The following is a 21940-nucleotide window of genomic DNA, read 5'->3' on the forward strand; positions in this document are numbered from 1 at the left end:
CCAAGGGTGGCTTTGCTAACGAGAACGCATCCAAGGGTGGCTTTGCTAACGAGAACGCATTGCTCAAGTTGCTGTATGCAGGTATGTTGAAGGCGTCAGAGAAGTGGACGCATCCGGTGCAGAATTGGAACCTGACATTGTCCCAACTGAGCATCCACTTCGAAGGACGGCTCGACGACTACGTAGATCTTTAAACGCCGGGTGACACAGAACTATGAACACCCTCTGTCCAAGGCATACACCATTTGCGGTTGCGAATGCATTAACCATATGAATAGCAGCTTGGTCTGTTGCTCGGTTATATGAACCCCTCAGTGTTTTTCCATCAATGGCAACTACTTCACCATCCGTTAATTCATGACACGATTTCATCCATTCTATGAAGGCTTTTTGTAATGCTTTTGTGCTCATGGTTCCCATCACTCTTGCGATCGTATCTGCCGATGGTGATGTTTTACCTGAGAAGCCAAAGCGTAATAAAAAATCACGCTGCTTACGTCCATAATCACTAATGCCTTTCCAGGTATCATGACCAGACAACACCGCACAAATCGTTATCAAAATAATATCTGATAACGTATGTTCAACTTTACCTTCTTGGCGAATGTCTTTAATGGAAAAGAAATGCATGAATGGGCTTTTATCTTCTGTCATTTAAAATCTCCTAAACGTTAGGAGACCATTAAATCGCACTGAAAATGATCAACAAATTGATCCCTTATTTTCACTTATTTTAATTAATAAACATGGCATGACGCACGGTTTTYAGCCTTAAGTAACAACTTAGTCATTAATTCRCTACCCCAGGCATGSYGCGGATCTTCATGCGTTTTCCCTGAGGTGTGAGCAACGCTATACTTTAGCTTCCGCATACCACCTTAAACACTAAGCGCAACGCATAGCAAAAATTCCACGCGTTGCGAATTACTCTTAAACAGTTTGTTAGCTTGTTGCTTGATAAGATGCCATTACTCCATCTAAATAGCCTTTAGCAAAAGCTCCCTGAACACTTCTGTGCCGACCAGTACCAGCTTGGCTATCCGGCAGCAAAGTGTAATCAATGCTTAGGATTTGTGAACGCTGTATTCCCTGGTTATAGCCATGATCATATGCGCAACCAGCACACTTGTGTCGCCCATTAAACTTACTTTGGTCTGGTGGTAAGGTCTCTAAAATAGGGTCATATCTATGGWCCAATTGACAAGTCATTATTTCTCCTTAGTTTATTTTCAATCAGTTAAAGCTAACATTGTATTATTGCGCGCATGCTCAATTCCCCAACACCGTCACACGTGCCTTTTCTTTATTAACGAGCTGTTATTAAAATACTTACAGCTCTTTACTATTGTCTCACTCTCGAGAAATTGGACAAAAAAGCCTACCTTTGAAGACAATCCCAGTTACCCACGCTACCGCCCATCGATTGTCCGCATCCGGTAAGCGATCTGTCTCTTTGTTTACTTTTTAGCCTACCAAATGTCTAAATACCTTTTCATGCGCTAGTGTCCAAAATGTTAGCTAGCGCTTGTTCTGTGATATTCGCTCCAAAAAATTACTTTGCGGTCGGTTACGGGAGTCGCGTTTGGCGGGTGTAGGCTGGGAAGAATAGCAGGTGTAAAAGTGTCGTTTTAGCGGTGTTTGGGGGAGGCAGAAAGCCGCTATAGCTGGGTGTTAGCGGAGGTGACAGCTGGCGTCTAGAAACTCGGCGGTGGTGAATTCTTTGGTTTAATTTGACCAAACGCGGTCAATTGGTCCTTTTTTACGCAAAATTAATGATTATTTCACTAAATTTGTACAACAAATTGTGATTTAGGTTGGTATAATTTTCACCACTTTAACCTCCTCCGCACGCTGTTGGATATTTGTGCTGTGAATATAGACGTCAATAACCTCCTGCTCCAAAACGATATTTTGCTCCTTTTTGTGGTACTTGCCATGGGCCTTGCGGTTGGAAAGGTCAAAATTGGTAATGTGCAATTGGGTGGATCCATCGGTGTACTGTTTACCGCGATCATTTTCGGTAACGCTGGGTTTACTTTCTCGCCTGATGCGCTCAGCATCGGTTTTATGCTGTTTATCTACTGTGTAGGTATTGAGGCAGGCCCGAACTTTTTTGGCGTTTTCTTCCGCGATGGTAAGTCGTATTTGCTACTGGCGCTCACCGTGCTGCTCACTGCCATTGGCTTAACCTTGTTTTTCCAAGAGCAATTGGGGCTGGATATCAGCATTGCCACCGGCATGATGGCAGGTGCACTGACTGCAACGCCGGTACTGGTGGGCGCGAAAGATGCCCTAAATTCCGGACTCACGGGCGTTGAGGGTGAGCAACTGGGCATGATGATCGATAACCTCAGTGTCGGTTATGCCATGGCGTACTTAACCGGTTTGGTGAGCTTGATTGTGCTGGCGAAATTGATGCCGAAGTTACAGCGCCACAACTTAGAGCACTCTGCACAGCAAATCGCCATTGAACGCGGCTTGGGGAGTGAGTCGCAGCGTAAAGTCTATTTACCTATTATTCGCGCCTATCGGGTCGGCCCTGAACTCATTCAGTGGATTGATGGCCGTAATCTGCGCGAGCTGGGTATTTATCGTCAAACTGGCTGTTACATCGAGCGCATTCGTCGTAATGGCATTTTGGCGAACCCAGATGGTGACGCGATTTTGCAAGAAGGCGATGAGATTGCACTGGTGGRCTATCCCGATAGCCATGCCCGCCTCGACCCCAGTTTCCGTAACGGGAAAGAAGTGTTTGATCGCGATCTGCTCGACTTGCGCATTGTCGAAGAAGAAATCGTGGTAAAGAACGACAGCGTCGCACAGAAGAAGCTTTCCGATCTGAATCTGTCAGAATATGGTTGTTTCTTAAACCGTGTGGTGCGCGCACAGGTAGAAATGCCGATGGACCAAGGGATTATTCTCAATAAAGGTGATGTGCTGCAGATCAGCGGCGAGAAAAGCCGCGTGAAAGGTCTGGCTGAGCGCATTGGTTTTATCTCGATTCACAGCCAAATGGCCGATCTGCTCGCGTTCTGCTGTTTCTTTATTCTCGGCCTTGGACTGGGGATGATCACCATGACCTTCGGCCAAGTGACCTTTGGTTTGGGTAATGCCGCTGGTTTGTTGCTGGCGGGAATTAGCTTGGGCTATTTGCGCGCCAATCACCCCACGTTTGGTTATGTGCCGCAAGGGGCGCTGAATATGGTCAAAGAGCTCGGGTTGATGACATTTATGGCTGGCATTGGATTAAGTGCCGGTGGCCGTTTATTTGAATACATCGCCGATATGGGCTTTTCAGTGATCATTGCCAGTATCTTTATCAGCGTGATCCCTGTGATTATCGCCTATTTGATTGGCGCCTATGTGTTGAAAATGAACCGCGCGTTACTGTTTGGTGCCATTGTCGGTGCGCGTACCTGTGCGCCTGCAATGGATATGATTAACGAGCATGCCCGCAGCACCATTCCGGCGCTGGGTTATGCAGGCACCTATGCGATTGCCAACGTGATCCTCACCTTGGCCGGTACTCTGTTGATCATTCTGGTGTGATTTATTGGCTAACCTTCTATTCGGTCAGCAATAATTCAGCGACTATGCATATAATGAAAGCGTCCAATTTGGGCGCTTTTTTGCTCACAAGGGGTTACGCATGCAGGTGCTTATTATCGAAGATGATTCGATTCTCAGTCATCACGTGAAAACGGAGCTGACTGAGCTGGGTCATCATGTGCGCTGTGCCAGCACAGCCAGCGAGGGGCTGTATTACGCCGATCAATTTCCAAATGACATTGCAATCATTGACTTAGGCTTGCCTGATCAAGATGGCATTAGTTTAATTCGCGACATTCGTTCCAAGGGGCTGCGTTTGCCTATTTTGGTGCTAACTGCCCGCGCGAATTGGCAGGATAAAGTGACCGGGCTGGATGCCGGCGCGGACGATTACTTAGTGAAGCCGTTTCAAAAGCCTGAATTGGTGGCACGGCTGAATGCCTTGGTGCGACGAAGTGCCGGTTTTGTGAAGCCCACCATTACCGCAGGTGATATCGAGCTCGATTTGCTGGCCAAATCCGTCTCGGTAAAAGGCCAACCTTTAGAGCTAACCGCCTTTGAGTATGATCTGTTTGAGTACTTGATTCGCCACAGCCGCGAAGTGATCTCCAAACAACGCTTACTCGATGTGCTGTATCACGACCAAGACGGCGATCCGAATACCATCGAGGTGATGATTAGCCGTTTACGCAAAAAACTGGTACAAAGCGGTCATGAAAACCCGATTTCCACCGTGCGTGGTCAAGGGTATCTTTTTGAAATCCAAGCTGAGTAATTCATGAAATTAGGCCAATTCGCTTTGTGTCGTTGCCGCACGCGGTTGCGGACCCGTGTGCTAGCTACCTCGATCGGTATTATTTTACTGTTTTCGATTGCCCTTGCGGCCTTGATTAATAAGCTGTATCTGCAAAATTCAATGGCGGCTTACTCGCGCGATCTGGCCTCGCAAATCCCGATGGTGATGGCGCAGCTCAGCCGCGATGGCTTAATCCGTGCCGACCAGCTCACCGCATGGATCCAATCGCTTGATCCATCAAGCTCGGATTATATGTCGGTACTCTGCACCCCAGAAAATCACACGTTATGGACATCGCGAGATGTCAAAGCCTTTGAGGTGGATGACATTTGTGCCCTCTTCCCCTCGCAAGCTACCACGCCACAGTATCTCTCGATTGCCGGGTTTAACGTGGTGGCCCAACGGTTATCTTCTGATAAGCAGCCAAGCGATAGTCCTAATCATTTGTATGTGCTGCGTAATGTGGGGCAAGAAAAGCAACAGCTCGCCAATTTGGAAACAGAGACATGGTTTTACATCAGTTTGCTGTTCTTTTCTGCTTCTGCGCTGGTTGTGGCGGCCTGCCATTGGAGTTTTTCGCCACTGCGCCGCTTGGCGAAAGAGCTGATTGCGATCACCGAATCGCGCCAACAAACCTTAGACAGTGATTACCCTGATGAGCTGCAAGATCTCACCCAAGCACTCAACCAGATGATCACGCAGCGGGAAAAACAAAAAGTGCGTTATCGTCACGCTATGGATGACTTGGCACATAGTCTTAAAACACGCTTAGCAGCCACCAACGCCCTACTCGATGATAACAGCTTGAATCGCGAGCAATTGAACAAGCGTATTTTGGAGCAAGTCAGCCAGATGGATGACATGGTTCAGTACCAGCTTAAACGGGCTTTGGTGGGGCAACGCGGCCTAAAGCGTGATGACAGCTCGCTAACTATTCCTGTCGATAGTCTGACGGGCATGTTAGATAAAGCCTATCGAGATAAACCAGTGACAGTGATCCGTGGTTTTGCTGACGATGCCACCCTCCCGCTTCATCGCAGCGATCTTATGGAACTGCTGGGAAATTTACTCGAGAACGCGTACCGCTTTTGTCTGGAGCAGGTGCTGATACGATTGGAAGATAAAGGCGATGCGTGGCAGCTTTCTATTGAGGACGACGGCCCCGGCGTACCGGAGTGCTATCGCGAGAGTATTTTTCAGCGCGGCGTGCGTGCCGATCAGCTAAATCCGGGCACGGGGATTGGCTTGGCGGTGTGCGATGAAATTATTGCTAGCTATGATGGCACCATTCAAGTCGCCYAATCCTCATTACAAGGCGCCGCGTTTGTTCTCACCCTGCCCAAACGCTAGCTAACACCGAGTTTGATGCCAACAAAAAACGCAGCCGTTTGGGCTGCGTTTTTCATTAAGCTGCATTTTACTGGGCTGCGGGTATGTCGGACTCGGCGAGGCTGCGCATCTCCCACTCGCTAAGGCCGAAACACCAACGCGAGCTAATCGCTGTCTGGGTCTGCTAACAAATCGTCCTTGGCAGCCATCATATATTGGTACATCGACCAATAGGTTAAGCCGGTTGCGGCATAGAGCGCGACATAACCTAGCCATTCAATCCAAGGCGCGGCGTGCCAAAGCAGCATCGTCAGAGCAAACATTTGTGAGGCCGTTTTAAATTTCCCCACCCAAGAGACAGCAACGCTGGCGCGTTTACCAATTTCTGCCATCCACTCGCGCAGGGCGGAAATAATCACTTCTCGCGCAATCATGGTCGCAGCAGGAATCGTGACCCAAATGGAGTAGTAATGCTCGACAATCAGCACCATAGCAATTGCCACCATCACCTTATCGGCAACAGGATCGAGAAAGGCGCCAAACCGGGTCGATTGTTTTAAACGGCGAGCTAAATACCCATCCAACCAATCAGTAACACCGGCAATCACGAAAACGAGTGCCGCGGCAAACGGAGCCCATTCGTAGGGCAAATAATAGGCGATGACAAAGACCGGAATTAGCGCAAGGCGCAAAAAGGTCAAAATGGTGGGTATATTAAGGCGCATGCTCAGCTTTTTATTGTTGGATTGACTACGTTATGTTGCCCCATTGCCTCTAACCTTGCAATGAGGAATGAATTTTCTCTGCCAGTGTTCGGCTGATCCCGGGGACTTTGGCGATTTCTTCGACACTGGCGTTGCGCAACTCTTGGATCCCACCAAGATACTTCAGCAGAGCTTGGCGACGTTTCGGGCCAATACCTTCGATTTGGGTCAGCACACTTTGTTTGCGCGCTTTTCCACGTGCGGCGCGGTGTCCAGCAATGGCGTGATCATGGCTCTCATCGCGAATGTGTTGAATAAGGTGCAACGCCGGTGAGTCGGCTGGCAACGAGAATTGCTCGCCAGAGACTTTGATCAGTGTCTCTAGGCCCGGTTTACGGCTGGTCCCTTTGGCAACACCCAAAATAAGCGGATGAATGGGCCAATCGGCGATCAGGGGTTTCAGTACCTCCCACGCGCGATTGAGCTGCCCTTTACCCCCATCAATCACGATAATGTCGGGGATTTTTTCTGGCTCGAGCTGTTTGCTGTAACGACGGGTCAGCACTTGGGCCATTGCGGCGTAATCGTCGCCGCCGGTGATCCCTTCAATGTTGTAACGGCGATACTCTTTTTTTAGCGGGCCATCTTGGTTAAACACCACACACGACGCCACGGTTTTTTCGCCCATGGTGTGGCTGATATCAAAACATTCCATGCGCTTGACGGGGTTTAACCCTAGCGTTTCTTGCAGGACCTTGTAGCGGTGCTGGATGGTCATGCGATGGTTTATCTTGCTGGTTAATGCCGTACGCGCATTGGTGTTAGCTAGCTTTAAAAAGCGTGCCCGCGCGCCGCGTGGTTTGCTTTGCAGTTGCACTCGCCGCCCGGCGATTTCACTCAAGGTATCTGACAGCCAGGTAAGATCGTCGCCGATGTCATCAGAAATCAAAATGTGGCTAGGAATGGTGCGCCCTTCTGCTTGGGCCAAATAAAACTGGCTGACAAAGCTAGACACCACTTCGGCAGGTTCCGTCTCCGCCGGCATTTTGGGGAAGTAGCTGCGGCTACCTAACACCTTACCTTGGCGTAAAAACAGCACATGAATACAGGCCACACCATTCTCAAGTCCAAACCCGATCACATCCAGATCTTCGTCGCTATCTTGCGAGACAAACTGCTGCTCTTGCACGCGACGCAAGGCTTGGATTTGATCGCGGTATTCAGCGGCTTTTTCGAATTGAAGCTGCTGACTGGCGGTTTCCATTTTTTCCACCAGCGAATCGATCACTTGGCGATTTTTTCCCTGCAAGAATAAACGGGCAAAATTCACCTGCTCGGCGTACTCCTCATCACTGACCAATCCGGGCACACAAGGCCCCGCACACCGACCAATTTGGTACATCAAACAGGGACGACTGCGGTTGGCGTAAACGGAATCCTCACATTGGCGAACGGGGAAAATTTTCTGCAGCAGGTGCAGGCTTTGTCTTACTGCGCTCGCATCCGGAAACGGGCCGAAGTATTCGCCCTTTTTCTTTTTCGCACCACGATGAACTGCCAAGCGAGGATGGGTATGGCCGCTTAGATAAATGTAGGGATAGGATTTATCATCGCGCAGCAACACGTTGTATTTCGGCAGATGTTGCTTGATTAGGTTGTGTTCAAGGATCAGCGCTTCGGTTTCCGTGTGAGTGACGGTGACTTCCACATTGGCGATGTTACGCACCAAGGCTTTGGTTTTTTCGCTGGAAACTTGCACACGAAAGTAGCTGGCAAGACGCTTGCTCAGATCTTTCGCCTTACCCACATAAATGATCTCACCTGAGGCGTCCATCATGCGATAAACGCCCGGTTGGTGAGGAACCGTTTTTAAAAAGCTTTTTGAATCAAATGTGTCTGGCACTACAGAGTCTCGGTATCTAACATCCCGTGACGAATGGCGAGGTGAGTCAACTCCACATCCCCGTTTATGCCTAGCTTGCTAAACAAGCGATAGCGGTAACTATTAACGGTTTTGGGGCTTAAACTGAGCTGCTCGGAAATGTCCGTGACTTTTTGCCCTTTGGTGATCATCAGCATGATCTGCAATTCACGCTCAGACAGCTCCTTGAAAGGGTTGTCAGAAGAAGCGGAGAACTGACTAAGCGCCATTTGCTGGGCAATATCCGGGGAAATGTACCGTTGGCCACTATTGACCATGCGAATCGCATTCACCACTTCGTCTGCGCCCGCCCCTTTGGTGAGATAGCCCGCGGCACCCGCTTGCATCACCTTGGTTGGGAATGGGTTCTCAGTGTGAATCGTGAGTACGATGATCTTGGCATCCGGCGAGTAGCGAAGCAACTTACGTGTGGCTTCCAAACCCCCGATGCCCGGCATGTTCATGTCCATCAGGACAATATCGGCGTGATTTTGCCGACACCACTTGAGTGCGGCTTCACCGCTGTCGGCTTCCCCTACCACTTTAATTCCACGGACGTCTTCTAATAGACGTCGAATCCCTGTGCGAACCAGCTCGTGATCATCTACAAGGAAAACAGTGATCAATCTTGTATCTCCACTTGGTTTGGTTCGCCAACTTGTTGCTTCACCGCAACGGTTGGACGTGTCTTAACGCATATTACTTGAGTTTTACCACGGATGAAAAGGCAACAACAGGGGCGATGTGCCGAATCGCAAATTTTCATACACCAAGCTGTCAAAAAACAGTCAACCCGTCTAAATTATGGCCAACGCGGTGATATTTGCACCAAGTTGCTGACCATAAACAGAGTAACGTCATGTTGACATGTCAGCATTTTTGAACACATCGCCCCACTGTCCGTGATCGCGAGAGGGCTTAACCCCTTGGGCTATAGCGCCAAACACAGATACTTCATTTCGAGGTATTCATCCAAGCCCCATTGTGACCCTTCTCGGCCTAAGCCCGATTGTTTCACCCCACCAAAGGGCGCCACCGCGGTTGAAATAAGGCCAGTATTAATCCCCACCATGCCGTAATCTAAGGCTTCTGCCACACGATGCACGCGGCTAATGTCTCGCGCATAAAAGTACGACGCCAGACCAAACTCGGTATCGTTCGCCATTGCGATAGCTTCAGCTTCATCATTAAAGGCAAACAAGGGCGCAACCGGACCAAAGGTTTCTTCTTTAGCAATCCGCATCGCCGGTGTCGCGTGTTTGATGACCGCAGGCTGAGTAAAGTTTTCCCCTAACTCTGGGCAATCGCCGCCAAGCAGGATCTCGCCGCCGTGTTGCTTGGCATCGTCCAAATGTGCTTTCACTTTGTCGATCGCACCACGATTAATCAGCGGGCCAATGTCCACCTTATCATCGGTGCCAAGACCGACGCGTAATTGACTAACCGCTTGTGTGAATTTTTCTGCAAAGGCGTCATAAATACTCGATTGCACATAGATTCGGTTCACACAAACGCATGTTTGTCCCGCATTGCGATATTTAGCCGCAATAGCACCTTCAACCGCTGCATCAATATCCGCATCATCAAAAACAATAAACGGCGCATTGCCCCCCAACTCCAGCGACAGCTTTTTAATGCTTGGCGCGCATTTTTCCATCAGTTGTGCGCCAATTTCTGTCGATCCAGTGAATGAGAGCTTGCGCACTCTATCATCGCTGCAAAGCGTATCGGCAATCGGCCCAGCCGTGCCAGTGACGATGCTTAGTACCCCGGCAGGCACACCAGCGCGCAGTGCCAGCTCTCCAAGCGCCAACGCCGACAACGGTGTGTCACTGGCCGGCTTCACCACCATAGTACAACCTGCCGCCAGTGCTGCCGCGGCTTTGCGGGTGATCATCGCGGCTGGAAAATTCCAAGGCGTAATCGCTGCCGTTACGCCAATCGGTTGCTTGATCACAGAGATGCGTTTGTCGGCCTGCTCAGCAGGAATGGTCGCGCCATACACCCGCTTCGCTTCTTCAGCAAACCACTGTAAAAATGACGCCGCGTATTGGATCTCTCCCGCGGCTTCTTTCAGCGGTTTGCCTTGCTCGGCGGTCATGATCGCCGCTAAGTCGTCTTTGTGTTCAAGCATCAGCTCGTACCAGCGGTACAATACATCGGCACGGGCTTTGGCCGTTAGCGATCGCCACTCGGGCAAGGCCGCATCGGCGGCATCAATCGCTTGTCGTGTTTCCTCGGCGCCCATATTAGGTATGTTTGCCAAACACGCGCCATTGGCAGGATTGGTCACCGGGCGTGTTTTTTGGTTGTGGGCATCTTTCCATTGACCGTTAATCAGTGCTTGTGTCTTAAGCAGCGTCATGTCCTGCAATTGCATAATGGCTCCTTTTTTGTTCAAAGGCGTCGCGCGTTCACCCAAATCATACTGGCACCTTGCCAGCTCACGAATAGCACGGCAAGATATTCGCTGAGATCAACGACTATAAGCCAGCAAATGCACAATGTCTGCCCAAGTAGACAGCAAATAACCACAACGGCTTATAGATACCGGCGCAAACACAGCTGGCCCTTCAACAGAAAAAGGATGCTCTATGCGTATTTTTAGCCAGTTCGATAGCGGGAATATCCGCGTTCTGAATGACGACGACATCAACAATATCCAGCTTGCCATTCACCAAGACAATCAATCTGAGTTTTATCAGTGGTTCCACTTTCGCCTTGAAGCTGAGGTCAATCAGGCCCATACGCTCCATATTCAGCAGCTTGCAGGCTCGGCCTACCCTGAAGGCTGGAAAGACTACCAAGCGGTTGCCTCATACGACCGTGATACCTGGTTCCGTGTCCCTACTGAATTCGACGGCGATACCTTGACCATTAAGGTGACGCCGCAACACGGCTCGATGTACTTTGCGTATTTCGCACCGTATAGCTATGAACGCCACTTGGATTTGATTCATCAAGCACAAACCTACCCACAGTGCCAATTAGAAACGCTTGGCCAAACCCTAGATGGTCGCGATATTAGCCTCTTGAAAATTCGCGCTGATTTAGGGGAATCCGCTCAGCCGAAAACGCCCATTTGGCTGATTGCCCGCCAGCATCCCGGCGAGACTATGGCGGAATGGTTTATGGAAGGTTTGCTCGACCGATTGCTTGACGACACGGACACTACCGCCCGTGCGCTGTTGGAAAAAGCGGACTTTTACATCGTTCCTAACATGAATCCCGACGGCAGCGTGCGCGGCCACTTGCGCACCAATGCCGTCGGTGCCAACTTAAACCGCGAATGGGAAACGCCAAGTCTTGAGCGTAGCCCTGAGGTGTATCATGTTCGTGCCCGTATGGATCAAACTGGGGTGAAAATGTGCCTTGATATTCACGGTGATGAGGCAATTCCGTACAACTTTGTTGCCGGTTGCGAGGGGATCCCATCTTACGATGAACGCATGGCCGACCTCGAAAACCGCTTCAAACGTGCGCTGCTTACCGTAACGCCGGAGTTTCAAGACGAGCATGGCTATGAAAAAGATGCGCCCGGTAAAGCCAATTTAACCGTGGGATCAAACTGGATTGGCGAGCGCTTTAAGTGTTTGTCGTACACGGTTGAAATGCCGTTTAAAGATCACAACGACCAACCGGACCCAGATTTTGGCTGGTCACCGGCGCGCAGCCAAGCCTTTGGTCGCGATATGCTCAGTGCCATCCTCGCGGTGGTGGATACACTGTAACGCACCCAATGTGCGCGAGACGCAAAAGCCGATGCCGCGTCATCGGCTTTTTCTATGTCTGTCATAGATTATTTCTGTTTTCGCTCGTCGGCAAAGGCTCGTAAACTAGCCACAAATCATTCGACGAGGAACAATAATGACAACCCTAACCTCACGTTGCCCTCACTGCCAAGCAATGAACCGTATTCCGAGCGAACGCGTGAACGACGCACCCAAGTGTGGCAAATGTCAATCAGCGCTATTAGAAGGAAAGCCCATTGAAGGCACGAGCGATAACTTTGCTGCTTTACTTAACAGCGACAAGCCCGTGGTGGTAGATTTTTGGGCCCCTTGGTGCGGACCATGCCAAAGTTTTGCACCTGCCTTTGAGGCCATCGCCGAACAGGAAGAAGGCCGTGCACTGTTTGTGAAAATTGATACCGAAGCACAACACGCGCTGGCGGCACAATATCGTATTCGCAGCATTCCGACGCTAATGGTGTTTAAAAACGGCGAGCGCGTTGACATGATGAACGGCGCCCTGCCTCAAAATGCCTTTAGTGACTGGCTAAGCCAGCACCTTAGCTAATCGCTATTCGCTAACCATTCTTTCATAATGATCACGCGGCGCTACACTTTTAGCGCCGCGCCTTGTTTGACCGCGCGGATCGCCACATTGGTATTGATGTCTTTGACCATCGCCAAGGTCTGTAACCGGCGCATAAAAGCTTCATAGTGCGGTAAATCGCGCGTCACCACTTCCAGTAAATAGTCATAAGTACCTGAGATCACGTGGCCGTTGATCACTTCATCCATATCCACCAGCGCGTTTTCAAAGGTGACAATCGCCTCTTCTCGGTGATTGCTCAAACTCACGTTAACGAAAAAGGTCATGTTTAGCCCAATCCGCTGGCGATTTAGGGTGACCTGGTAGGACGCTATCACCCCATCGGCTTCCAGCTTTTTGATTCGTCTTGCACACGGTGAAAACGACAGCCCAACCGCATCAGCGATTTCCGCGGTGGTACGCCGCGCATCGTCTTGCAACAGCGCCAGAATAGCTTTGTCTTTACTGTCCAAATCGCTTCCTTAGTGATTTTCAACAACAAAAAGATAACTAGAGATGATAAACGCTAACATAGTGGCAAATCACTCTTTAATTTGCCACCAATCCCTCCTTTGACGCTGCCACACTAACTCTATTGTTGAACAAGGAAGTGACCCACCATGCCTGCCACCTCTCAACGTGTATTAGGCCTCGCCGCTATGCTTGTCACCGTGACCATTTGGGCGAGCCTGTTTATCTCATTGCGTCAGGCCAGCCAATCGGTGTTAACCAGTGGCGATATTGCCCTACTGCGCTTTTTGCCTGCCGCCCTCCTGTTTGGTTGGCTGAGCCGTCATCGGATCCGTCATATTGTCTCTGTGCCCAAACGTTATCTGTTTGCGATTGCCTTCGGTGCCGGTTTACCGTTTTATCTGCTCGCCGCCACAGGTATGCAGTTTGCCCCGGTCGCCGATGGCGCCTCGTTAATTCCTGGGATCTTGCCACTGTTTGTCTCTGCGATTGCTTGGGGCGTTTATGGCGAATCGCTCTCAGTGGGACGGCGATTAGGAATTGGGCTTATCGTGATCGGCATAGGTGCGTTTTTATGGCATTCGCTGTTCTTCTCACCGTGGAGTGTCACGCAAGGCCATTTGATTTTGCTTGCAGCCAGTATCAGCTGGGCATGGTTTACCATTGGCGTGCGTGTGACAGGATTGAATGCCGCAGAAGCCGGCGCGGTACTCGCGATTTCGGCCGTCTTGTTGCTGCCGGTGGGTGCGATGAGCGGACTTGTCACCTTTAACCTGCTCCAAGCCCCTCTTGGAGAGCTTGGCTACCATGTACTGGCGCAAGGTTTAGGCGTGGGGATCATTGCTAATTACAGCTATGCATTTGCGATTCGCCGCTTAGGGGCAGAAATGAGTGCCGCAATAGGTGCATTCACGCCTGTGGTGGCCGCGCTAATCGCCATTCCTGTGTTCTCAGAAACCGTTAGTCTGCTCACCGTGGTGGCGATGGCGTTGATTGTATTCGGTACGGTGCTCGCCAGTGWGGGGATAAAGTGGCGACGCACACAAACAAAAAGCGGCCCGCAGGCCGCTTAATCTGTGATTCGACGTAAACGCTATCTGGTTATAGATAGTCGCCACGACGCAAGGCATCGATACGTTTTTCTAGCGGTGGGTGAGTCATAAACAATTCACTCAACGTTTTCTTACCGTTGATGCCAAATGCCATCATTGAGCCTTCCAGTTTCGGTTCGTGGCTTACCTTTAAACGCTCCAGTGCTGCAATCATTTTCTGTTTGCCTACCAGCTGCGCTGAGCCTGCATCGGCGCGGAATTCGCGGTGACGGCTAAACCACATGGTGAGAATGCTAGCCAGAATACCAAACACGATTTCTAGCACTGACGACACCAGGAAGTACATCATCCAGTTGCCGCCGCCTTCGCCTTCTTCGTCGTTGTTCATGCCACTGACCGCGCCAGCGATGACACGAGAGATAAAGATCACGAAGGTGTTCACTACCCCTTGCATCAAGGTCATGGTGACCATGTCGCCGTTAGCAATGTGGCTGACTTCGTGCGCCAGTACCGCTTCCGCTTCATCACGGGTCATGTTTTGTAGTAACCCCGTTGATACCGCCACCACAGAATCATTGCGTTTTGCGCCGGTGGCAAACGCGTTGATATCAGGCGAGTTATAGATCGCCACCGTTGGCATGCCAATGCCAGCACGCTGAGCCTGTTGACTGACCGTGTTCATCAACCAGTGCTCGGTTTCATTACGTGGATGCTCAATCACTTGCGCCCCTACTGAGCGAAGTGCCATGGATTTTGACATCAGCAACGAGATAATTGAGCCGCCAAAACCGAATACAGCCGCCAATACCAGCAACCCAGACAAGCTGCCCGGCTGCATGCCTGTGACCGCGTAGATGATGTTCAGCACAATGCTGAATACGATCAGTACCGCGAGGTTGGTAGCAAGAAATAATCCTATGCGTTTCATCGTGTGTCTCCGTCGCTTAAACCCAGTGTTTAGCGCTTACTTGTTGTAATGGTAAAAATAGTATGGGCATTCAAGATAAAAACAATCCTTTGATGCAATTTGTTACGAATAAAATGATTGAATCCGCCCATCGATACAGACAGCCGCATCACTCCGCTGACCAGTTAGTGTGACACGTTATTCCCATCTGATATAGATAAAATGTGAGCTAGGCCGATTGAGAAATTTTCACAACCAATTCAGCAGGTTAAAAACAAACCTAACACATAGAGCCAGCATTTTAGACAAATCCAAGCTAGTATAGACTTTAGTCGAGTTGTAATTGCGTTAAGAGGGCGCTAATTTGGCTGCAACTGTTTAAAACTAGATAACATTTTCTCACTCATTGTTTACATCGCGATGAAGCGTCAATGAGATGAGACAAAATGTGAAGCCCTGATCAAGAGCCGCGTTAAAACAACGCGTTATCAATGGAGTGAAACCATGGCAGAAAAAGAAAACTACCGTGTCGCTATCGACATCTTATGCTGTCATCTCGGCATGAGCTTCGACGAAGCCTGCTCAGAACTTGGGTTAGCATCGGATGACGCCAGTGCAGCGCGACAAATTGCAGAAGTCCAGCAAGGCCTAATGGGATTACTGGACGATCAAAAGTAAGCGGTCGTTGTCAGTCATTCCTGTTACAAGTCCGATTCTACATTAGCAAAAAGCCAGTTTTCACTGGCTTTTTTAGTGTCCGGCATGACTCAATGCGCCCACCGTTCAAAGCGCTAAAAGCGCACGAATATCAAGCGTTGACGCCCGTTGTGCTGGCGAGACATCGGCAGCAAACGGTAAGTGCCCAAGACAAGGCGCATCTAAATGCGCGTCAAGATAGCGCACCATTTCGTCACTGTGCTGCGCCTTGGGATCCACGGCGTTTGCCACCCATCCAGCTAACGTAAGCCCGCGTGCACGTATGGCCTCTGCGGTGAGTGAAGCATGGTTTAAACAGCCAAGCTTTATTCCCACCACCATGATCACTGGCAGTTGATGGGCAACCACCCAATCGGCAAGCGTTTCAGTCTCACTCAGAGGCACTTGCCAGCCTCCAGCCCCTTCTACCAATACCGGACTGGCCTGCTGTTTTAAATGCGCGAGCCCATCGCTCAACCTCTGGGTATCGATGGGCTTGTTGGCTAACACGGCGGCCCAGTGCGGCGAACACGGTGTTTCTAACAACACTGGGTTGATCGCGGCATACGGCAATGCGATCGCACTGGCATGCTGTAAAGTGACAGCGTCACTATTTAGTTGGTAATCAGGCGCTAAATCGGCACCAGCGGCAACAGGCTTGTAGCCCACCGCTTGATAGCCCTTTGCGATAAAAGCGTGCAACAGCGCCGCCGTGGTATAGGTTTTCCCCACTTCGGTGTCGGTGCCGGTAATAAAGTAACTGTCATGCATGGTGGTTAATCACTATGTAGCCAATTTGATAGGTCGCCGGCAAGGTGTTGGCGGCGAGTGCAAAACGCTGATACGCCTTTTCTACCGCGCTAAACTGCGCTCTTGTCGCCAGCCCTTGCTGCCCCGTACCTTGCGGGCGATAGGTGGCGCCAATGCCTTTTAAGCTTTTCATCACCGCATGGGCAGTGGCAAAGGTGAGCTGTTCGCTTTCTTGCAACACGGTTGCGTGCATCAGCCCGGCGCGTTGGGTCGCCTGCTGTAACCCAGATAACGTGATAAAGCGGTTCACCCGTGACGTGCCGCACGCTTGTTGCCATGCGCTGTCGAGTTCACACAAGGATCCGTTGAGCAGTGTTGAAACAAGAATTTGCCCACCAGGTTTGACGACCCGACGCAGCTCCGCCAACGGCACGTGCAAATCGTCACACCATTGCAGCGCTAACGAGCTAAATGCCAGATCGATACTGTTGTCGGCCAGCGGTAAATGCTCCGCATCTGCTTGTACGCCTAGCATGGCGTCGCCGCAGCGCGCTTTTGCCGTTGCAAGCATAGGAGCGCTGAGATCCAGTCCAATCACTGTTTTAGCGTGAGTCATCCACTGCTGGGTGAAATAGCCGGTGCCACAGCCGACATCTAAGACGGTACTGAGATAGATAGCCTTTTGCTCTGACTCAGCCAATGCCATTAACCGATGGCCGACACGGCGCTGCAGCGTCGCACTGTCGTCATAATGGGGCGCGGCTCGGCCAAACGCTCGAGCAATCGCTTGTTTATCGGCGACGGTCATGCTGTCACCCCACACGCTATGTCGCTCGCTAATACCGGCTTAAGCGCCTCAACCAATGCGGTGATATCTGTTTTTTGATGCTGCGCGGACAGGCTGATCCGCAGACGTGCGGTGTTGGCAGGCACAGTCGGTGGCCGAATCGCCCCCACCCGAATATGCGCCTTCATCAAAGCGAGATTCACCTGCTGTAACGCTGCCAAATCGCCGATAATCAGCGGTTTGATCGGGCTAGGCGTCGCGAGCAGTTGCGGGAAGGGCTGCCGATTACCAGCGGGCGGTTCGAAAACAGACGTCGTCTCTAACCAATCGTGGAGCCCTTGCGCTAGCTGTTCAGCATGGGCGCTGAGTGTTTCTCGCCGCCAGTGCTCTGTTCGTGCCAGCCTAATCGCATCCTCAATGAGTGCCGCTTGCGCGGGTGGCATAGCCGTCGAGTACACATAATGGCGAGCGAACTGGCGCAAATAGTCAATAATGGTGGGAGAAGCCAGCACTGCCGCCCCAGCAACGCCTAGGGCTTTTCCAAACGTCACGATTAAAATATCCGGCCGCGCGCCACGACTGATACTGCCCTCGCCTTCTTGCCCTAACACGCCAATCCCATGCGCGTCATCCAGAGCCCAGAGCGCCCCCGATTGGTTGGCAATCGTGACAAGACTTTCGGTTGGCGACACATCGCCATCCATGCTGAATACCCCTTCCGAGACAATCAGCGATGCGGAAGGCTGGATTTGCTTCGCGAGCAGTTGGCGAAGGTGTGCCATGTCGTTATGACGAAAACGCCGCTGCGTGGCAGGGCTCAATACGCCGGCCTCAATCAAGGAGGCGTGGTTGAGTTTGTCTTGAAACAAGGCATCGTCTTTACCTAACAGCGTAAACAGCAACGCCTGATTGGCAGCAAAACCACTGTTAAACAGTACCGCTTGCGGGTAACCCAGCCAGTCACACAGCTGATCACAAAGGGATTGATGCGCGGCAGTAAAGCCAGATACCACCGGCGACGCCGTCGCACCCACACCCCAGCGAGCAAGGTGCTGCCGGGCTTTTTTGACCAGCCGCGGGTCTTGCGCGAGGCCCAAATAATCATTACCCGCAAAGTTGCGCCATGACTCGGCGACGGCATTATCACCACTTTGCCGCCATAGGCCTTGTTGCTGACGTGCGGCCAGTTCGCCTTGGTAACGACGGATCAGCGCTGATGTTGTGTCAGTCATGGTGCTTAGACACTGGCATCGTAGAACAAATCACCCTCTTGCGGACGCGATGCCACTCGCTCGGCCACTTGCTCAAGTAAGTCGTGCTCAGTGACTTGATCGGGCTTTTGGCTGACCGCTTCGCGATTAATACCCAGCTTTTTAAATAGCTGCATATCCGCGTCTTCATCAGGGTTTGGTGTGGTCAACAGCTTGCAGCCGTAGAATATCGAGTTGGCGCCAGCCATAAAGCACAAGGTTTGCATTTGCTCGTTCATATCTTCGCGTCCGGCAGAAAGCCGCACTGCCGATTTGGGCATCATGATCCGCGCCACCGCGATAATGCGGACAAAGTCGAACGGGTCGACGTCATCGACGTTCTCAAGCGGTGTGCCTTTCACCTTGACCAGCATGTTGATCGGCACGCTTTCTGGGTGAGCAGGCATATTGGCCAGCTCCATCAGCAAGCCGGCGCGATCGCGGGTACTTTCGCCCAGTCCGATAATCCCGCCTGAGCAGACTTTCATTCCCGCGTCTCGCACGTTGGACAAGGTATCGAGCCGCTCTTGATATGTCCGCGTGGTAATAATGTTGCCGTAAAACTCGGGGGAGGTATCGAGATTGTGGTTGTAGTAATCCAAACCCGCTTCAGAGAGGGTTTGGGCCTGCTCGTTATCCAGCATGCCCAGTGTCATACAGGTTTCCAACCCTAATCCTTTGACGCCTTGGATCATATCGAGCAAATATGGCATATCGCGTTGCTTGGGGTTTTTCCACGCCGCCCCCATGCAAAAGCGCGTCGCGCCTGAAGCTTTGGCTTTTTCTGCCGCTTCGAGCACGCGTTCCACTTCCATTAAGCGCTCTTTTTCAACATCGGTGCGATACCGCGCACTTTGCGGGCAATATTTGCAATCTTCTGGACAGGCGCCGGTTTTGATCGATAACAGCGTGCTCACTTGCACTTGGTTGGCAGGATGATATTCACGATGCACTTGCTGCGCGTCAAACAGCAAATCCATGAAGGGTTTATCGAACAATGCTTGCACGTCCTGTGCGGTCCAGTTGTGTCTTATTTCCACGCGGTTTTCCCCGTTGTTGTCGTTTTAATGCTTGGCTAGTCTACCCACAGACGCTAACCTGTCAACACAACAAGATCGCACCGGTTTACATCTGATTTATTTATGAGCACAAACACCCATTTTGACCGTGAACATATCTGGCATCCCTACACCTCAACGCTCGACCCTTTGCCTTGCTTGCCCGTCTCACACGCAAGCGGCGCGGAGCTACATCTTGAGGATGGCACCGTTCTGATTGATGGCATGTCGTCGTGGTGGGCAGCCATTCACGGCTACAACCACCCTGCTCTGAACGCCGCAGCGCATCAGCAAATCGATAAGATGTCGCATGTGATGTTTGGCGGTCTCACCCACCAGCCCGCGGTATCGCTTTGTGAGCGCTTAGTCGCACATTCACCCGCCCCGCTCACGCAAGTCTTTTTGGCCGATTCAGGCTCTGTATCAGTAGAAGTAGCGCTTAAAATGGCAATGCAATATTGGCAGGGACGCGGCGAGTCGCGCGCACAGTTTTTGACCTTGCGTCATGGCTATCATGGCGACACGTTCGCCGCCATGTCGGTGACGGATCCGGATAATTCGATGCACAAACTCTACAAAGGGTTTCTGCCCCAGCATCATTTTGTGCCGTCGCCACAAAGCCGCTTTGACGGTGACTGGAACCCTAACGACATACAGCCTATGCGCGAAGCACTCGCCGCGCATCACGGCCAACTGGCCGCGGTGATCTTAGAACCGATCGTGCAAGGCGCAGGCGGTATGCGCTTTTATCATCCCGAATACCTGCGTCAAGTGCGTGCTCTGTGCGATGAATTTGATGTACTGCTGATTGTGGATGAAATTGCCACCGGATTTGGCCGCACCGGTAAACTATTTGCCTGCGACCACGCGGGGATCAGCCCAGATATACTCTGCGTCGGTAAAGCACTGACCGGCGGCTACATGACCTTGGCCGCCACGCTAACTACCCGCCATGTGGCTGATACGGTCTGCAGCGGTGATGCAGGCTGTTTTATGCACGGCCCCACCTTTATGGGCAACCCACTCGCCTGCGCCGTGGCCTGCGCTAGCATGGATACCTTGCTAGAAAGTGACTGGCCGCAGACCGTCGCGCATATCGAGCAGCAGCTGAAAACCGGCTTAGCCCCTGCTCGCGCATTGGAATGTGTGGCGGACGTGCGTGTGCTTGGCGCAATTGGCGTGATAGAGCTGACCGATCCGGTAAATCTGGCTGATATCCAGCCCTTAATGACCGCCCAAGGCATTTGGGTTCGCCCGTTCGGTAAACTGGTGTATGTGATGCCACCCTATTGCATCCGCGACGACCAACTCCACCAACTCACCCAAGGCATGATCACCGCAATTAAGCAGTTTTTTGGTGAGTAGAGAGTCGATGACGCACACACCGCCCCGTTATATATGGGGCGGCATCTAATCCCATGTATACTGGCACGAATTTCTTCGTTTGATTCAAGAAAACGTCAACCAAAGTTCTTGCACACACTTCACAAATTAGCCATAGCTAACGTAACCATGACAACAACCCTATCCATATTTCTGGCCTGTTGCGTAGAATGCTGCGTCATGATCATTGACTGGCGGACAGAAAGGTGGCTTACAAATTAGTGCAATTGACTGAGCTTATGGCGTATGAGTTTAGTCAAGTAGAGGGCGATATCAGCTCGCTGAGCGAGCGCGATGTCAGCAGTATCATCCCTGATGGCGTGAGCTTTTCTCAGTTTAAGGAAAAGCTTGATAGCGGTGAGTATGTATTACTGACCGATGCGCCGAAGCAATCAGCGATGGTGCATGATAGCGTTAACAAGATATGGTCCGTTGCTCCGAGCACTAACACAACGCTTTCGCCACAAGCCCAGTCGGCTCTTTCTGCTAGAGCGAATCAATCTGGGAATGTTGCAACGGGAGCGAGTGGTTCGGGTAGCGCGAATGACAGCTCGCAAGCTGCGACAACAAATATCGAAGATACCTATGTCCCTGAGCCAGTAAAGCCTGACCGTTCAGACGTGCCGCCAGCCTTGAAATATGAGTACTGCTTTGAGATTGCAGCTTCTGACGACACGTTTCGTAAGGCGGTAGGCTGTACTTTCCAATTAGCGAAAACAGAGCAAGAAGGCATGATTGGCCAGTGGCAAACTAAGCCTACCGAACACGGTACTAAGTACACCGCTTACGCCGCATTTGATGAGCCTAAAAAACTAGTGGCTAAAATCTCTGCCGACACCATGGGTGTGAGTGTTCCTGACCACGTAGTGATGAAGCCTGAAGGCTCCGCTGTGGTCCGAGAGGCCTTCATTCCGGTGACACCCTCTATTCAGTTAGGTGAACGACTCGGTTTACCCACAGAGGGATATTA

General features: G+C 51.2%; 18 protein-coding genes and 3 pseudogenes. 10 read left to right on the forward strand and 11 right to left on the reverse strand.

What is annotated here, in order from left to right; all coding sequences use genetic code 11:
* Window positions 1-194 (forward strand): annotated as a pseudogene (locus BZJ18_RS14380) (IS256 family transposase); the annotation flags it as partial.
* Between the two features lie 31 nt (window positions 195-225).
* Here BZJ18_RS14380 and BZJ18_RS14385 read toward each other — a convergent pair.
* Window positions 226-654 (reverse strand): annotated as a pseudogene (locus BZJ18_RS14385) (ISAs1 family transposase); the annotation flags it as partial.
* A 1215-nt stretch (window positions 655-1869) separates the two neighbouring features.
* Here BZJ18_RS14385 and BZJ18_RS14395 point away from each other — a divergent pair.
* The 3 genes from BZJ18_RS14395 to BZJ18_RS14405 all read left to right on the forward strand — a co-directional run bounded on the left by BZJ18_RS14395 (window position 1870) and on the right by BZJ18_RS14405 (window position 5695).
* Entirely contained in the window at window positions 1870-3549 is a 1680-nt protein-coding gene (locus BZJ18_RS14395) for an aspartate:alanine antiporter (protein ID WP_077457776.1), read from the forward strand.
* Window positions 3550-3649: 100 nt separating this feature from the next.
* The gene (locus BZJ18_RS14400; RefSeq protein ID WP_077457778.1) at window positions 3650-4324 is read left to right on the forward strand and encodes a response regulator; all 675 of its coding nucleotides are present in this window, start codon (window positions 3650-3652) and stop codon (window positions 4322-4324) included.
* Window positions 4325-4327: 3 nt separating this feature from the next.
* A complete protein-coding gene (locus BZJ18_RS14405) occupies window positions 4328-5695 on the forward strand; it encodes an ATP-binding protein (RefSeq protein WP_077457780.1) in 1368 nt (455 codons plus the stop codon).
* Window positions 5696-5838: 143 nt separating this feature from the next.
* Here the strand turns inward: BZJ18_RS14405 and pgsA are convergent, their stop codons facing one another.
* The 4 genes from pgsA to BZJ18_RS14425 form a co-directional block, all read right to left on the reverse strand.
* Entirely contained in the window at window positions 5839-6399 is a 561-nt protein-coding gene (gene pgsA / locus BZJ18_RS14410; protein ID WP_069591012.1) for a CDP-diacylglycerol--glycerol-3-phosphate 3-phosphatidyltransferase, read from the reverse strand.
* 49 nt (window positions 6400-6448) lie between these two features.
* Window positions 6449-8281, reverse strand: coding sequence for an excinuclease ABC subunit UvrC (gene uvrC, locus BZJ18_RS14415; RefSeq protein WP_077457782.1), 1833 nt, complete (start codon window positions 8279-8281; stop codon window positions 6449-6451).
* Window positions 8281-8925: a UvrY/SirA/GacA family response regulator transcription factor gene (gene uvrY, locus BZJ18_RS14420; protein ID WP_069591014.1), complete on the reverse strand. Its 645-nt coding sequence runs from the start codon at window positions 8923-8925 to the stop codon at window positions 8281-8283. The genes uvrC and uvrY overlap by 1 nt, the downstream gene beginning before the upstream one ends.
* Before the next feature lie 305 nt (window positions 8926-9230).
* On the reverse strand, window positions 9231-10679 hold the full coding sequence (locus BZJ18_RS14425; protein ID WP_077457784.1) for an NAD-dependent succinate-semialdehyde dehydrogenase: 1449 nt from the start codon (window positions 10677-10679) through the stop codon (window positions 9231-9233).
* A 214-nt stretch (window positions 10680-10893) separates the two neighbouring features.
* On the opposite strand from BZJ18_RS14425, the gene BZJ18_RS14430 reads away from it, so the two are divergent.
* Window positions 10894-12030, forward strand: coding sequence for a M14 family metallopeptidase (locus tag BZJ18_RS14430; protein ID WP_077457786.1), 1137 nt, complete (start codon window positions 10894-10896; stop codon window positions 12028-12030).
* A 136-nt stretch (window positions 12031-12166) separates the two neighbouring features.
* Window positions 12167-12598, forward strand: a complete 432-nt coding sequence (gene trxC, locus BZJ18_RS14435; RefSeq protein WP_077457788.1) for a thioredoxin TrxC — start codon at window positions 12167-12169, stop codon at window positions 12596-12598.
* A gap of 41 nt (window positions 12599-12639) precedes the next feature.
* Here trxC and BZJ18_RS14440 read toward each other — a convergent pair whose 3' ends face one another.
* Window positions 12640-13089, reverse strand: a complete 450-nt coding sequence (locus BZJ18_RS14440; RefSeq protein WP_077457790.1) for an Lrp/AsnC family transcriptional regulator — start codon at window positions 13087-13089, stop codon at window positions 12640-12642.
* A gap of 147 nt (window positions 13090-13236) precedes the next feature.
* Here BZJ18_RS14440 and BZJ18_RS14445 point away from each other — a divergent pair, with 147 nt between their 5' ends.
* Window positions 13237-14160, forward strand: coding sequence for a DMT family transporter (locus BZJ18_RS14445; protein ID WP_077457792.1), 924 nt, complete (start codon window positions 13237-13239; stop codon window positions 14158-14160).
* Window positions 14161-14188: 28 nt separating this feature from the next.
* Here the strand turns inward: BZJ18_RS14445 and htpX are convergent, their stop codons facing one another.
* Entirely contained in the window at window positions 14189-15067 is an 879-nt protein-coding gene (htpX, locus tag BZJ18_RS14450) for a protease HtpX (protein WP_077457794.1), read from the reverse strand.
* A gap of 483 nt (window positions 15068-15550) precedes the next feature.
* Here htpX and BZJ18_RS17400 point away from each other — a divergent pair, with 483 nt between their 5' ends.
* Window positions 15551-15724 (forward strand): hypothetical protein, encoded by a 174-nt coding sequence (locus tag BZJ18_RS17400; RefSeq protein WP_167314491.1) that lies wholly within the window; start codon window positions 15551-15553, stop codon window positions 15722-15724.
* Window positions 15725-15829: 105 nt separating this feature from the next.
* Here the strand turns inward: BZJ18_RS17400 and bioD are convergent, their stop codons facing one another.
* The 4 genes from bioD to bioB are packed head-to-tail and all read right to left on the reverse strand — an operon-like array spanning window position 15830 to window position 19569.
* On the reverse strand, window positions 15830-16513 hold the full coding sequence (gene bioD, locus BZJ18_RS14455) for a dethiobiotin synthase (protein ID WP_077457796.1): 684 nt from the start codon (window positions 16511-16513) through the stop codon (window positions 15830-15832).
* On the reverse strand, window positions 16506-17300 hold the full coding sequence (gene bioC / locus BZJ18_RS14460; RefSeq protein ID WP_077457798.1) for a malonyl-ACP O-methyltransferase BioC: 795 nt from the start codon (window positions 17298-17300) through the stop codon (window positions 16506-16508). Before bioC ends, bioD begins: the two co-directional genes overlap by 8 nt.
* Window positions 17297-18511, reverse strand: a complete 1215-nt coding sequence (locus BZJ18_RS14465; RefSeq protein WP_077457800.1) for an aminotransferase class I/II-fold pyridoxal phosphate-dependent enzyme — start codon at window positions 18509-18511, stop codon at window positions 17297-17299. Before BZJ18_RS14465 ends, bioC begins: the two co-directional genes overlap by 4 nt.
* Window positions 18512-18516: 5 nt before the next feature.
* Entirely contained in the window at window positions 18517-19569 is a 1053-nt protein-coding gene (bioB, locus tag BZJ18_RS14470; protein WP_077457802.1) for a biotin synthase BioB, read from the reverse strand.
* Window positions 19570-19671: 102 nt separating this feature from the next.
* On the opposite strand from bioB, the gene bioA reads away from it, so the two are divergent.
* Together bioA and BZJ18_RS14480 are read left to right on the forward strand one after the other, a co-directional pair.
* Window positions 19672-20952, forward strand: a complete 1281-nt coding sequence (gene bioA / locus BZJ18_RS14475) for an adenosylmethionine--8-amino-7-oxononanoate transaminase (RefSeq protein ID WP_077457804.1) — start codon at window positions 19672-19674, stop codon at window positions 20950-20952.
* 257 nt (window positions 20953-21209) lie between these two features.
* Window positions 21210-21940 (forward strand): annotated as a pseudogene (locus BZJ18_RS14480) (hypothetical protein); the annotation flags it as partial.

This window comes from Salinivibrio sp. IB872 (genome assembly GCF_001995345.1).
In the GTDB taxonomy this organism is placed as follows: Bacteria; Pseudomonadota; Gammaproteobacteria; order Enterobacterales; family Vibrionaceae; genus Salinivibrio; species Salinivibrio proteolyticus.

What these genes read in the sequence shown, in the direction of transcription:
- BZJ18_RS14400 (WP_077457778.1), top strand. Translation starts at nt 3,650, where the DNA reads ATGCAGGTGCTTATTATCGAAGATGATTCGATTCTCAGTCATCACGTG.
- pgsA (WP_069591012.1), bottom strand. Translation starts at nt 6,399, where the DNA reads ATGCGCCTTAATATACCCACCATTTTGACCTTTTTGCGCCTTGCGCTA.
- BZJ18_RS14425 (WP_077457784.1), bottom strand. Translation starts at nt 10,679, where the DNA reads ATGCAATTGCAGGACATGACGCTGCTTAAGACACAAGCACTGATTAAC.
- BZJ18_RS14430 (WP_077457786.1), top strand. Translation starts at nt 10,894, where the DNA reads ATGCGTATTTTTAGCCAGTTCGATAGCGGGAATATCCGCGTTCTGAAT.
- trxC (WP_077457788.1), top strand. Translation starts at nt 12,167, where the DNA reads ATGACAACCCTAACCTCACGTTGCCCTCACTGCCAAGCAATGAACCGT.
- htpX (WP_077457794.1), bottom strand. Translation starts at nt 15,067, where the DNA reads ATGAAACGCATAGGATTATTTCTTGCTACCAACCTCGCGGTACTGATC.
- BZJ18_RS17400 (WP_167314491.1), top strand. Translation starts at nt 15,551, where the DNA reads ATGGCAGAAAAAGAAAACTACCGTGTCGCTATCGACATCTTATGCTGT.
- bioD (WP_077457796.1), bottom strand. Translation starts at nt 16,513, where the DNA reads ATGCATGACAGTTACTTTATTACCGGCACCGACACCGAAGTGGGGAAA.
- bioC (WP_077457798.1), bottom strand. Translation starts at nt 17,300, where the DNA reads ATGACCGTCGCCGATAAACAAGCGATTGCTCGAGCGTTTGGCCGAGCC.
- BZJ18_RS14465 (WP_077457800.1), bottom strand. Translation starts at nt 18,511, where the DNA reads ATGACTGACACAACATCAGCGCTGATCCGTCGTTACCAAGGCGAACTG.
- bioA (WP_077457804.1), top strand. Translation starts at nt 19,672, where the DNA reads ATGAGCACAAACACCCATTTTGACCGTGAACATATCTGGCATCCCTAC.